This is a genomic window from Achromobacter semiaridum (assembly GCF_053543755.1).
In genome coordinates this window covers 22,481-34,588 of record NZ_JBLVOL010000048.1, presented here as the reverse complement: position 1 = coordinate 34,588, position 12,108 = coordinate 22,481, and the positions used below count along the sequence as shown (strand labels likewise).

Sequence of the window (12,108 nt, the reverse complement as noted above, 5' to 3'; positions counted from 1 at the left end):
GGGCGCCGACCGCTGGCTGGACCTGATGCAGGTCGACAAGAAGACCGAAGGCGGCTCGATCCGCTACGTGCTCATGCCGCGCATAGGCCAAGCGCTGATGCGCGCGGCCCCGGACGAAGCGGTGCGAGCCGTCTTGTCCCGAACCACCCAGTAACCGCGATGGAGACGGTGTTGCAGATGAAAGAGCTGGCTTCCTACGCATCCGACCCGTCCCAATCGCGCGGTCGGGCTTATGCCGAACCACCGCCCGAAAACCGGACCGAGTTTCAGCGTGACCGTGACCGCATCGTCCATTCCGGCGCCTTTCGTCGGTTGGAATACAAGACGCAGGTCTTCGTCAACCATGAAGGCGATCTGTTCCGCACGCGACTGACGCACAGCCTGGAAGTGGCGCAGATCGCGCGCACGCTGGCTCGTAGCCTGGGGCTGTCCGAAGACCTGACCGAAGCCATTTCACTGGCGCACGATCTTGGCCACACACCCTTTGGCCACGCCGGCCAGGACGAACTGAATGCCTGCATGCGTGAGCTGGCGCCCGAGGCCGGCGGCTTCGAGCACAACCTGCAAAGCCTGCGTGTGGTGGACGAGCTTGAAGAACGCTATGCGGACTTCAACGGCCTGAACCTTTGCTTTGAAACGCGCGAAGGCATCCTTAAGCATTGCTCGGCCGCGCATGCGCGCCAGCTGGGTGATGTGGGCGAGCGTTTCTTGAACCGCACGCAGCCGTCCTTGGAAGCGCAGCTGGCCAACCTGGCCGACGAAGTGGCCTACAACAACCACGATATCGACGACGGCCTGCGTTCCGGCTTGATCACGCTGGAGCAGCTACAGGACGTGTCGATCTTTGAACGCCACCATGCCCAAGTGCTGGACCGCTATCCCGGCCTGGCGCCGCGCCGCGCGGTGGCCGAGACGATCCGCCGCATGATCAACACCTTGATTGTCGACTTGACGCAGACGTCGCTGGCCCGCATTCGTGACGCGGCCCCGACCAGCGTTGGCGATGTGCGCCGCGCACCGCCTTTGGCCGGTTTTTCGGACGAGATCCGGCGCGAGGCCGACGCGCTGAAGAAGTTCTTGTTCGACAACTTGTACCGGCATTACCAGGTGCTGCGCATGACCGCGAAGGCGCGCCGTATCGTGCGCGAAATGTTCGCGGCGTTCCTGGATGATCCGCGTCTGTTGCCGCCCGACTACCGGCGTGAGGCATTCAATGAACAGGCCCGCGCTATTTCGGATTACATCGCCGGCATGACCGACCGCTACGCCATTCGCGAGCATAAACGGCTGTTTGAAATGGGCTAAGCGGTGCCGCTGGCGTTGCCGGGCCGCCGTACCGCGGCCCGCGCCGCATTGCGCCTGCTCAGCGATGCGTGCGGTACGGCTCGTCTTCCGGCACGAACGTCGCTTCCGCGCGCGCGTCGCGTATCCATTCCTGCATGGCCGGCAGCGCAATCACCGCGTCCATGTAATCGCGCACGGCGCCCGTCGCGGCCACGTTGTACGTGGTAAAGCGTGACACCACCGGCGCATAGAACGCGTCGGCAATTGAAAACTGACCGAACAGGAACGGGCCACCCTGGCCGAACTGCGCGCGCGTGTCGCGCCAGATGGCTTGCACGCGTTCGATGTCTTGCCGCGCCGCCTCGGGCACGTCGATGTCCGGCAGATGCGCTTCGATATTCATCGGCATCGTGTTGCGCAGCGCCGTGAAGCCGCTGTGCATTTGCGCCACAATCGACCGCGCCCGCGCGCGCGCCTTGGCGTCCCGGGGCCACCGGGCCGCGTCGGGGTGCTGTTCAGCCGCGTATTCGCAGATGGCCAGCGAATCCCACACGGCGAAGTCACCGTCCAGCAGCACCGGCACCAGGCCGGCGGGCGACACCGCCGCCACTTGGCGCGTAAACGCCTCCGTGAAGAAACCGAGCTTTTGCTCGCTGAATGCGATGCCTGCCGCGCGTAGCGCCAGCCACGGCCGCAAGGACCACGATGAGTAATTCTTGTTGCCGATGATCAGGGTGTACATAGTGCGGTTTCCGCCGTAACGTGTGCTTCGATTAGGTGCGCTTCGATTTACCTGCCTGCGTTGCGGCGCAGCAGCTTGCCCAGATATTGCCCCGTGTGGCTGGCCTTCGTGTTGGCAACATCCTCGGGTGTGCCCTGTGCCACGACATAGCCGCCGCCGTCGCCGCCTTCCGGGCCCATGTCGATCAGCCAGTCCGCCGTTTTGATGACGTCCAGGTTGTGCTCGATGATCAGTACGGTATTGCCGCTGTCGACCAGCTGGTTCAGCACCTGCAACAGCAGTTCGATGTCGCGGAAATGCAGGCCGGTGGTGGGTTCGTCCAGGATGTACAGCGTGCGCCCGGTGCTACGGCGCGACAGTTCCAAAGACAGCTTCACGCGCTGCGCTTCGCCGCCCGACAAGGTGGTGGCGCTTTGGCCTAGCCGGATATAAGACAGGCCGACATCGATCAGCGTATGCAGCTTGCGCGAGATCGCCGGCACGGACTCGAAATATTCCAGCGCCTGTTCGACCGTCAAATCCAGCACTTCGCTGATGTTGCGGCCCCGGTAGCGGATTTCAAGCGTTTCGCGGTTGTAGCGCTTGCCGTGGCACACGTCGCAAGGCACGTACATGTCGGGCAGAAAGTGCATTTCCACCTTGACCACGCCGTCGCCCTGGCACGCTTCGCAGCGGCCACCCTTGACGTTGAAACTGAACCGGCCCGGGTCATAGCCCCGCGTACGCGCTTCCGGCACGCCGGCGAAGAGTTCGCGGATGGGGGTGAACAGCCCGGTGTAGGTTGCCGGGTTGCTGCGCGGCGTGCGGCCGATGGGGCTTTGGTCGACGCTGATGATCTTGTCGAAGTTCTCCAGCCCTTGCATCGACACGTAGGGGGCGGGTTCGCTTTGCGCGTGATGCAGCTGGCGCGATACCGCGACCGCCAACGTGTCGTTGATCAGCGTGGACTTGCCGGAACCGGACACGCCCGTGACGCAGACGAGGCGGCCGGCCGGCACGCGCAGTTCCACGTCTTTCAGGTTATTGCCGCTGGCGCCGGTCAAGGTCAGCCACGGCAGTTCGTCGTTGACCGGGCGGCGCGGCGGAATCGCGATCTCGCGCGCGCCACTCAAGTACTGGCCCGTCAGCGAGTTCGGATCGCGCTGCACCGTTTCAGGATCACCCTGCGACACGACTTCGCCGCCGTGCTCGCCCGCGCCCGGACCCATGTCGACCACCCAGTCCGCCATGCGGATCATGTCTTCGTCGTGCTCGACGACGATGACGCTGTTGCCCAGGTCTCGCAGGTGTTGCAAGGTGCCGATCAAGCGGTCGTTGTCGCGTTGGTGCAAGCCGATGGACGGCTCGTCCAGCACGTACATCACGCCCGTCAGGCCGGAACCGATCTGGCTGGCCAGGCGTATGCGCTGGGCCTCGCCGCCCGAGATGGTGTCGGCGCTGCGGTCCAGCGACAGATAGTTCAGACCCACGTTGTTCAGGAAACTGAGCCGCGCTTCGATTTCGCGCACGATGCGCTGCGCGATTTCCTGCTTGGCGCCCGTCAGGCTCAGGTCACGGAACCAGGCCAGGCAGCTGGACAGCGGCATGGCCTCGACTTCATAAATGGCTTGGCCGTGGCGCTCGCCGCCGCGCGGATCGTGGCCGATCAACACGTTGCGGGCTTCGGGGCGCAAGCGCGAGCCGGCGCAGTCCGGGCAGGTCTTGATGTTGCGGTACTTGCCCAGTTCTTCGCGCACGGTCGCGGAATCCGTTTCGCGCCAGCGGCGTTCCAGGTTCGGGATGACGCCTTCGAAGGTGTGGCGCTTGACGGTGCTGCGGCCCTTTTCGTTCAGGTAGAGGAACGAAATTTCTTCTTCGCCCGACCCGTACAACACCTTGTCGCGCAGGGTTTCGGGCAGCTCTTCAAACGGGGCTTCAATGTCGAATTCGTAATGCGCCGCCAGGCTGGTCAGCAGCGAATGCGTGAAGGCGTTGCGGCGGTCCCAGCCCCGGATGGCACCGGCGGCCAGACTTAGTTCGGGGAAAGCCACGACCCGCTTGGGGTCGAAAAAGCCCACTTGGCCGATGCCGTCACAGCTGGGGCAAGCGCCCATCGGGTTGTTGAAGCTGAACAGGCGCGGTTCCAGTTCAGGCAGGCTGTGGCTGCACACCGGGCAGGCGTAGCGGCTGGAGAAAACCTGCTCGTGTTCGCTGTCCATGTCCAGCGCCAGCGCGCGCCCATCCGCCAGTTGGAGCGCGGTTTCAAAGCTTTCCGCCAGGCGCTGCTTGCTTTCCGGCTTGATGCGCAGCCGGTCGATGACGACGTCGATGTCGTGCTTTTCGGTTTTCTTCAACGGCGCCATGCCGTCGATTTCCATCAGTTGCCCGTCTACCCGCAGCCGCACATAGCCTTGCGCCTGCAAGCTGGCGCATTCGTCCTCGAAGCTGCCTTTCTTGCCGCGCGCGATGGGCGCCAGCACGGCCAGCCGCGTTTCGGGCGTCCAGCCCAGCACCGCGTCAACCATCTGGCTGACGGACTGCGCCTGTAGCGGCAGGCCGTGATCGGGGCAGTAGGGCGTGCCGACCCGCGCATACAGCAGGCGCAGGTAGTCGTGGATTTCGGTAATGGTGCCGACGGTGGAACGCGGGTTGTGGCCCGCGGCCTTTTGCTCAATAGAGATGGCCGGCGACAACCCTTCGATCAGGTCGACGTCCGGCTTGTCCATCAGCTGGAGAAATTGGCGGGCATACGCGGACAGGCTTTCCACATAACGTCGTTGGCCCTCCGCGTACAGCGTATCGAACGCCAGCGAAGACTTGCCGGAGCCGGACAAGCCGGTGACGACCACCAGTTTGTGGCGCGGCAGGTCCAGCGAAACGTTCTTGAGGTTGTGGGTGCGTGCACCCCGTATGCGTATTGTCACGTCGATCGGGTGTCCATCAGGCTCTTTTAAGCGGTTTCAAAGGCCAACTTGTTACTATAGCGCGCCGAAACCTCCCGCGTTCAAGGCCGTCCACGAAGTTGGACTGAAGCGGGTTCGGCGCCGCACCGCCAGATCAGACTGTGAGCGTGTGACATCCACGCGCGCGCACCGCCCTTGTCATTGTTGAATTTTTCGCATGCCGGCAGACATCAAGCTGAAATTGACCCCCTCCGAACGCCGCGCCAGCGTCGCGTTGGCCGGCCTGTTCGCCGCCCGGATGTTGGGGCTGTTCCTGTTGCTGCCGGTGTTTGCCGTGGCCGCGGCCGGCCTGCCGGGTGGCGATGACCCCGCGCGCGTCGGCCTGGCGCTGGGCATGTATGGCTTGACCCAGGCATTCATGCAGATTCCTTTCGGCCTGGCCTCGGACCGCTGGGGGCGCCGCCCTGTTGTGCTGTTCGGGCTGCTGCTGTTCGTGGCGGGCAGCATCGTCTGCGCGCAGGCGACCGACGTGTACTGGATCACCATCGGCCGCGCCATCCAGGGCGCGGGCGCGATTTCGGCCGCCGTCACCGCCTGGCTGGCGGACGCCACCCGCGACGAAGTGCGCACCCGGGCCATGGCCATGGTGGGCGGGTCGATCGGTCTGTCTTTCGCGGTGTCGCTGGTTTTGTCGCCCGTGTTGGTGGGCTGGTGGGGGCTGTCGGGTTTGTTCTGGACCATCGCCTGCCTGGGCGTGATCTGCCTGGGCGTGGCGCGCTTTGTGGTGCCGGTGGTGCCGCGCACCCAGGCCCGCACCATGCAGGCCGCCCGGCCGCGTGAAGTGCTGACCCACCGTGACCTGCTGCGGCTGAACTTTGGTGTGTTCGTGCTGCATCTGATCCAGGTGTCGCTGTTCGTGGTGGTGCCGGCCTTGCTGGCCAAGGTGGGCGGGCTGGACGCGCGCGAGCTGTGGAAGGTCTATCTGCCCGTCATCCTGGTGTCGTTCGTGCTGATGGTGCCCGTGGTGTTCGTCGCGGAAAAGCGTCGTGCCCACCGGGGGGCCTTGCGCGCCGCCGTGGCGGGCCTGGTGCTGGTGTGCGCACTGCTGCCGGCGGCCAGCCACGGTTTTTACACGCTGGCCGTGGCGCTGACCGGTTTCTTTGTCGCCTTCAACGTGCTGGAGGCCTTGCAGCCTTCGCTGGTGTCGCGCGTGGCGCCGCAGGCGTACAAGGGGCTGGCGCTGGGCTTCTACAACACGGCGCAAGCGGCTGGGCTGTTTACGGGCGGTGCGCTGGGTGGCTGGCTGGCGGCCCATTCAGGCGCCAGCGCGGTGTTTATTGGGGCGGCGATTCTGTCGGCGGTGTGGCTGGCGGTAACCTGGGCGCTGCGGCCGCTGGCGTAAGGCGAGTAACGAGCTGGCGCAGGCGCAGGGGGGCAAGGCGCGTCGGCTGCGGTTGAGCAGCCTGGCGATTGGCCTGCTGATGCGTCCCCGACTAAGCGCCAACCGTCGCCGATCGCGCTGCGTATGGCGCTCAATAGCCCCTAAATCGATTCGCGGGGTGGATCGCTTTGTCACGAAACGCGTTTGGCGTGGCGGGGTCTTTTCGTCGATAATACGTACCAAATTAGGGCTTCACGGAAGTGGGGGTCATAGGATCCCAGGCGTCGCCGGTCATTGTCATGATGACCGGCGTGTTTCATGAAGCCGGTCTTCAACATCGCTTTTTATGTTGTTGCCGGCGCGCTCGCGGCAACGCGCAGACGCAGGCTGTCAACAACTGAGGGACATCGGCATGGCATCGGTTAACAAAGTCATTCTCGTGGGCAACCTGGGTCGCGACCCGGAAGTCCGCTACAGCCCGGAAGGGGCTGCAATCTGCAACATGTCCATCGCCACGACCTCCACCTGGAAGGACAAGGCGTCCGGCGAACGCCGCGAAGAAACCGAATGGCACCGCGTCGTGATGTACAACCGCCTGGCTGAAATCGCCGGCGAATACCTGAAGAAGGGCCGCTCGGTCTACATCGAAGGCCGCCTGAAGACGCGCAAGTGGCAAGACAAGGACACCGGCGCAGACCGTTACAGCACCGAAGTGGTGGCAGACCAAATGCAAATGCTGGGCGGCCGCGAAGACGGCGGTGGCGGTGGCGCCAGCTACGGTGGTGGCGGTGGCTACGACGACGCCCCGTCGCGCCCGCAACAACAACGCGCCCCGGCGCAACGCCCAGCCCCGCAACAGCGCCCGGCTCCCGCAGCGGCCCCGGCCAGCAGCGGTGCGAATCTGGCGGATATGGACGACGATATTCCGTTCTAAGTTTTCCGAACGGCTACGTAGCCAGGAAAAGCCCCCGCAAAAGCGGGGGCTTTTTATTTGTTCGGCGCTTGAAACACCTCAACCAGATAATCGATAAATGCCCTGGCCCGCGCAGTTTGATTTCTGCGTTGCGGGTAATACACAAAGAGGTCGGCGGATGGCAGCGTGTAGTCAGGCAATACCACTCGCAGCCGCCCGCTTTTCAAATACTTGGCCAGATCCCATTCCGAGCGGATCAAGATGCCATGGCCGTCCAATGCCCAGCCCAGCACGATATCCCCGTCGTTACTGGACAGCGCCCCATCCACCTTGATTGCCACGCTTTCGCCCGCGCGGGTGAATCGCCACACGCCGTGTGCTTCGTCGTTCTGCGTATGCAGAATGCAGCGGTGCGAGGCCAGATCGGCCAGCGTGGCGGGGGTGCCGTGCTTGTCCAGGTAGCGGGGGGACGCGCACAGGAAGCGACCGTTGGACATGACGCGTCGGGCGCTCAGGCGGCGGTCGGGCAGTTCGCCGAAACGGATCGCCAGGTCGAACCCGCGTTCCACCAGGTCGACAGGCCGGTCCGTGACTTCCAGTTGGACCTGGACGTCGGGATAGCGCTTGGCAAAGTCCGAGACCAGCGGGGCGATGGTGGTGCGGCCGAATCCCAAGGTGGCGTTCACTTTCAGCGCGCCGCGCGGTGTGCCGCCGCTGCTGGAGACCGCGTCTTCCATCGCGCGCAGGTCATCAAGGATCTTCGACGCGTGCGACAGGTAGGTCTCGCCTTCGGGAGTCAGGCTGAGATTGCGCGTGCTGCGGTTGACCAGCCGCACGCCCAACCGCCGTTCCATCAGCGCCAGGCGCTTGGTGGCGGCGGGGGGCGTCAGGTCGAGTTCGCGTGCGGCCGCCGAAAGGCTGCCCAGACGGGCCAGATGGATGAAAAACTCCAATTCGGACGCGATGTCGGTTTTCACTGAAAGTTAATAATCAAATGAATATGGGTGAATCTTAGTGCGGGTGTTCGCCTCTACGCTAGGGGTTCTGAACTTACCCGCGCCGCCATAGCCGGCGCATCAGGAGACACCTCATGAGAATCGTCGAGATCCGCGAACAGACGCTGCCAATCAGCTCGCCCATCCGCAACGCCTATATCGATTTCAGCAAGATGACGCTGAGCCTGGTCGCCGTGATCACCGACGTGATCCGCGACGGCAAGCCGGTGGTGGGCTATGGCTTCAATTCGAATGGCCGATACGGCCAGGGCAAGCTGATGCGCGAACGCTTCATTCCGCGCGTGATGGAGGCGGATCCCGAGTCGCTGGTGGACGCGACGGGCAAGAACCTGGACCCGCACAAGATCTGGGACGCCATGTTCACGAACGAGAAGCCGGGCGGCCATGGCGAGCGTTCGGTGGCGATTGGCACCATCGACATGGCGGTGTGGGATGCGGTCGCAAAGATCGAAGGCAAGCCGCTGTTCCAGTTGCTGGCGGATCGCTACGGCAACGGGCAAGCCGACCGCCGCGTGTTTGTCTACGCGGCCGGTGGGTATTACTACCCGGGCCAGGACCACGGCAAGCTCAAGGATGAAATGCGCAGCTACATCGATCGTGGCTACACGGTGGTGAAGAAGAAGATTGGCGGCGCGTCGCTGGACGAGGACCTGCGCCGCATCGATTCCATCTTGAGCGTGTTGCAAGACGGGCAGAAGCTGGCGGTGGACGCCAACGGCCGGTTCGATCTGGACACCGCGATCCAGTATGCCAAGGCGCTGTCGCAGTACGACCTGTTCTGGTACGAAGAGGCGGGCGACCCGCTGGATTACGAGTTGCAGGCCACCCTGCGCAACTACTACAACAACCCGATGGCGACGGGCGAGAACCTGTTTTCCATGCAGGACGCGCGCAACCTGATCCGCCATGGCGGCATGCGCCCGGACCGCGATTGGCTGCAATTCGATTGCGCGCTGAGCTACGGGCTGGTGGAGTACCTGCGCACGCTGGACATGCTGCGCCAACACGGCTGGTCGGCCAGCCGCTGCATTCCGCATGGCGGTCACCAGATGTCGTTGAACATTGCGGCGGGCTTGGGGCTGGGCGGCAACGAAAGCTACCCGGACCTGTTCCAGCCCTTCGGCGGGTTTCCCGACGGCGTGAAAGTGGACGGCGGTTACGTCACGATGCCGGAGCTGCCCGGCATCGGTTTTGAAGGCAAGTCGGATCTGATCACCGTCATGCGGCAATTGTCGGCGTAGGCCGCGGCCGTATGGGGTTTAGCCGGAGAATCACCGGCGAACCCTCCGCGGGTCACCCGTGATCCCCCAGCGAACTCCCCGCGATCCACGTCCGATTTACCAGCGATAACGCAACGTTGCCATCACCGTGCGCTCGGCGCCCCAGTAGCAGCTGACGGCCGTGCCCAGGCAGTTGGCGACGTAGCGCTTGTCGAACAGGTTGGACACGTTCAGCGCCACTTGCGCGCCGGCCAGGGTGGGGCTGACTCGACCCAGGTCGTAGCGGATGGCGGCGTCCACCAAGGTGACGGCGGGCAGGGCGTAGCGGTTGTTCAAGTCGCCGTAGAAGCCGCCACGGTACGTGACGCCCGCGCCCACGCCCACGCCTTGCAGCGGACCTTCGCGCAGGGTGTAGTCGGCCCACAGCGCGGCCTGGTGGCGTGGCACGAAAATCATCTGGTTGCCGCGCTGGGCGGCGACGTTGGTCTTGGTGACTTCGCTATCACTCAGCGCATACGACATCGTCAGGTCCAGCCCGTTGTCAAAGCTGGCCTTGCCTTCCAACTCGATGCCCTGCACCTGCGCTTCGCCCGTCTGCACCACAAAGCTGGTGTTGACCGGGTCGGGCGTGCTGACGTTTTTCTGCGTGATCTGGAAGGCCGACAGCGTGACAAAGCTGTCGTAGCCGTCGGGCTGGTATTTCACGCCGGCCTCGTATTGCTCTCCGGTGGTGGGCTTGAGCGGCGAGCCGTCGCGCGTAATGCCGGTCATCGGCTGGAACGAGGTCGAGTAGCTGAAGTACGGCGCGATGCCGTTGTCAAAGCGATAGGTCACGCCGGCGCGGCCGGTGAAGCGGTCGGCATCGGCCGTGCGCGACGTCCAGCCCCATTGGCCGCCGCTGCCCGCGACGCCGTTGTTGGTGGTGCCCTCGGTCCAGTCATAACGGCCGGCGAAGGTGAAGCGCAGGCGGTCCAGTTCGATCTGGTCTTGCGCGTACAGGCCCAGCTGGCTGCGCGTCATGTTGATTTTGGTGGCCGTGGCCGGGCGCGTCACGGATGTGCCGTAGTCGGGGTCGAACACGTTGAACAGCGGCGAAGCCGGGGGCAGCATCAAGCCCAGGCTGCTCTCGTTGTAGCGGGATTTTTCGCGCAGATAGTCCAGGCCGAAGGTGACGTCATGGCGCGTCGGGCCTGCGTTGAATTTGGCGTTCAACTGGTTGTCGATCTGGAAGGTATGCGAGGTTTCCGGAAACGCCCAGGCGTAGCGGATGGCCTGCGTGTCCGACACCATCGCGCCGATCTGCACGCGCCGCGTGTTGGTGTCGACGTTGGTGTAGCGGGCGCTTTGGCGCAGGCTCCACGTGTCGTTCAAGCGGTGGTCCAGCGTGTAGCCGACCATGGTCTGTTCGTTGGTGAAGATGTCGTAGCCGGGCTCGCCCACGAAGCGGTCGCGCGGGATGTAGCCGGCCGTGGCGCTTTTTTCCAGCGTGCCGATAACGGGCAGAACGGGGGCGCCGCCACCGCCGTGGCTGGTGATCTTCTGGTATTGCGCGCTGACGTTCAAGCTGGTGTCGGATGACGGGCGCCACGTGAAGCTGGGCGCGATGAATTGGCGTTCGTCGTCTACGTGCTGGTACTGCGTGTCGCTGTCGCGCAGCGTGCCCGTCAAGCGGTACAGAAACTTGCCTTCTTCGTCGGCGGGGCCCGAGAAATCGAACGCGCCCTGATAGCGGTTGAAGCTGCCCGCCTGCAACACCACTTCGTTGATGGCTTCGGCGGTGGGGCGCTTGCTGGTCATGTTGACCAGGCCGCCGGGGGCGCTTTGACCGTACAGCCCCGACGACGGGCCTTTCAGGATTTCGATGCGTTCCAGCCCGTAGGTGTCGATGCGCGGTTGCGAATAGCCGCGCGCGCCGAAGGGCAGCAGCAGCCCGTCCAGATAGCGCGACGGCGTGAAACCGCGCACGGTCAGCCAGTCATAGCGCACGTCGCTGTCGCCGTATTGCGCGAAGACGCCCGGGGTATAGCGCACGGCTTGCGCCACCGAGGTGACGCCGCGCTCGTCCATTTCATTGCGGGTGATGACGTTGATCGTCTGGGGCGTGTTGATCAGCTCGGCGTCCGACTTGGTGCCAGAGCGGCTGCGCGTGGCCACGTAGTCCGCGCCGGCAGTCGGCGACGCGTCGCGCGCGCCTTGCACCACGACGGGCGCCAGCGTGGTGACGCCGTTACCGCCGCCTTGGGCCAGCGGGGCGGTTTGCGCGAGGGCAGAGGCGGAGGCGGACGCCGCTAGGGCGGCCAACAGCGCCAGCGGCAGCGGCTTGACTGAAAAGGACACGGTGTTACCCCTGGATCAATTTATAATTAACAAGAATCATTTCTGTGCGTCGGCATGATTCCAGATCCGGCTTTTGCTGTCTGACGATTTTTCGGCGCCGTTTGACGGTTTTGCTGCTGCCCCGTTTTTGCGCCCCTTTCCCATGCCCGCCAGCGCCGCCGCGCCCTTGCCCATCCTGTCACTTCCCGAACCCTGCACCACACCGCCCAAGCAGCACGAGTGGTGGCGCGGCACGCTGCCGACCGTACCGGCCACGGACGACTGGGAAGACGTGATCGAGCGCGTGCTAAGGGTGGACGACGGCGTCAGCCTGGTGGTGCTGGACGGGGGGGG

At 64.4% G+C, this 12,108-nt stretch carries 8 protein-coding genes and 2 pseudogenes; 6 read left to right on the top strand and 4 right to left on the bottom strand.

Annotated features, from left to right (window positions below; genetic code table 11):
• Window positions 1–154: pseudogene (locus ACNPP0_RS14580) on the top strand (3-dehydroquinate synthase); the annotation flags it as partial.
• A gap of 5 nt (window positions 155–159) precedes the next feature.
• Window positions 160–1,305 (top strand): deoxyguanosinetriphosphate triphosphohydrolase, encoded by a 1,146-nt coding sequence (locus tag ACNPP0_RS14575; protein ID WP_448706289.1) that lies wholly within the window; start codon window positions 160–162, stop codon window positions 1,303–1,305.
• 58 nt (window positions 1,306–1,363) lie between these two features.
• On the opposite strand, the gene ACNPP0_RS14570 is transcribed toward ACNPP0_RS14575, so the two are convergent.
• Both ACNPP0_RS14570 and uvrA read right to left on the bottom strand, forming a co-directional pair.
• Window positions 1,364–2,026, bottom strand: a complete 663-nt coding sequence (locus ACNPP0_RS14570; RefSeq protein ID WP_448706287.1) for a glutathione S-transferase family protein — start codon at window positions 2,024–2,026, stop codon at window positions 1,364–1,366.
• Window positions 2,027–2,073: 47 nt separating this feature from the next.
• Window positions 2,074–4,929: an excinuclease ABC subunit UvrA gene (uvrA, locus tag ACNPP0_RS14565; RefSeq protein ID WP_442880283.1), complete on the bottom strand. Its 2,856-nt coding sequence runs from the start codon at window positions 4,927–4,929 to the stop codon at window positions 2,074–2,076.
• 196 nt (window positions 4,930–5,125) lie between these two features.
• Between uvrA and ACNPP0_RS14560 the strand changes: the two genes are divergently transcribed.
• Together ACNPP0_RS14560 and ACNPP0_RS14555 are read left to right on the top strand one after the other, a co-directional pair.
• Entirely contained in the window at window positions 5,126–6,310 is a 1,185-nt protein-coding gene (locus tag ACNPP0_RS14560; RefSeq protein ID WP_332609474.1) for an MFS transporter, read from the top strand.
• 391 nt (window positions 6,311–6,701) lie between these two features.
• On the top strand, window positions 6,702–7,223 hold the full coding sequence (locus tag ACNPP0_RS14555; protein ID WP_046802916.1) for a single-stranded DNA-binding protein: 522 nt from the start codon (window positions 6,702–6,704) through the stop codon (window positions 7,221–7,223).
• 53 nt (window positions 7,224–7,276) lie between these two features.
• Here ACNPP0_RS14555 and ACNPP0_RS14550 read toward each other — a convergent pair whose 3' ends face one another.
• The gene (locus tag ACNPP0_RS14550) at window positions 7,277–8,179 is read right to left on the bottom strand and encodes a LysR family transcriptional regulator (RefSeq protein ID WP_332609476.1); all 903 of its coding nucleotides are present in this window, start codon (window positions 8,177–8,179) and stop codon (window positions 7,277–7,279) included.
• A gap of 113 nt (window positions 8,180–8,292) precedes the next feature.
• Here ACNPP0_RS14550 and ACNPP0_RS14545 point away from each other — a divergent pair, with 113 nt between their 5' ends.
• Window positions 8,293–9,459 carry a mandelate racemase/muconate lactonizing enzyme family protein gene (locus ACNPP0_RS14545; RefSeq protein ID WP_332609478.1) on the top strand — a complete coding sequence of 389 codons (1,167 nt, stop codon included), beginning with the start codon at window positions 8,293–8,295 and terminating at the stop codon, window positions 9,457–9,459.
• 96 nt (window positions 9,460–9,555) lie between these two features.
• On the opposite strand, the gene ACNPP0_RS14540 is transcribed toward ACNPP0_RS14545, so the two are convergent.
• Window positions 9,556–11,775, bottom strand: a complete 2,220-nt coding sequence (locus ACNPP0_RS14540) for a TonB-dependent siderophore receptor (RefSeq protein ID WP_448706284.1) — start codon at window positions 11,773–11,775, stop codon at window positions 9,556–9,558.
• 142 nt (window positions 11,776–11,917) lie between these two features.
• Here ACNPP0_RS14540 and ACNPP0_RS14535 point away from each other — a divergent pair.
• Window positions 11,918–12,108: pseudogene (locus ACNPP0_RS14535) on the top strand (AraC family transcriptional regulator); the annotation flags it as partial.

What these genes read in the sequence shown, in the direction of transcription:
- ACNPP0_RS14575 (WP_448706289.1), top strand. Translation starts at nt 160, where the DNA reads ATGGAGACGGTGTTGCAGATGAAAGAGCTGGCTTCCTACGCATCCGAC.
- ACNPP0_RS14570 (WP_448706287.1), bottom strand. Translation starts at nt 2,026, where the DNA reads ATGTACACCCTGATCATCGGCAACAAGAATTACTCATCGTGGTCCTTG.
- ACNPP0_RS14560 (WP_332609474.1), top strand. Translation starts at nt 5,126, where the DNA reads ATGCCGGCAGACATCAAGCTGAAATTGACCCCCTCCGAACGCCGCGCC.
- ACNPP0_RS14555 (WP_046802916.1), top strand. Translation starts at nt 6,702, where the DNA reads ATGGCATCGGTTAACAAAGTCATTCTCGTGGGCAACCTGGGTCGCGAC.
- ACNPP0_RS14545 (WP_332609478.1), top strand. Translation starts at nt 8,293, where the DNA reads ATGAGAATCGTCGAGATCCGCGAACAGACGCTGCCAATCAGCTCGCCC.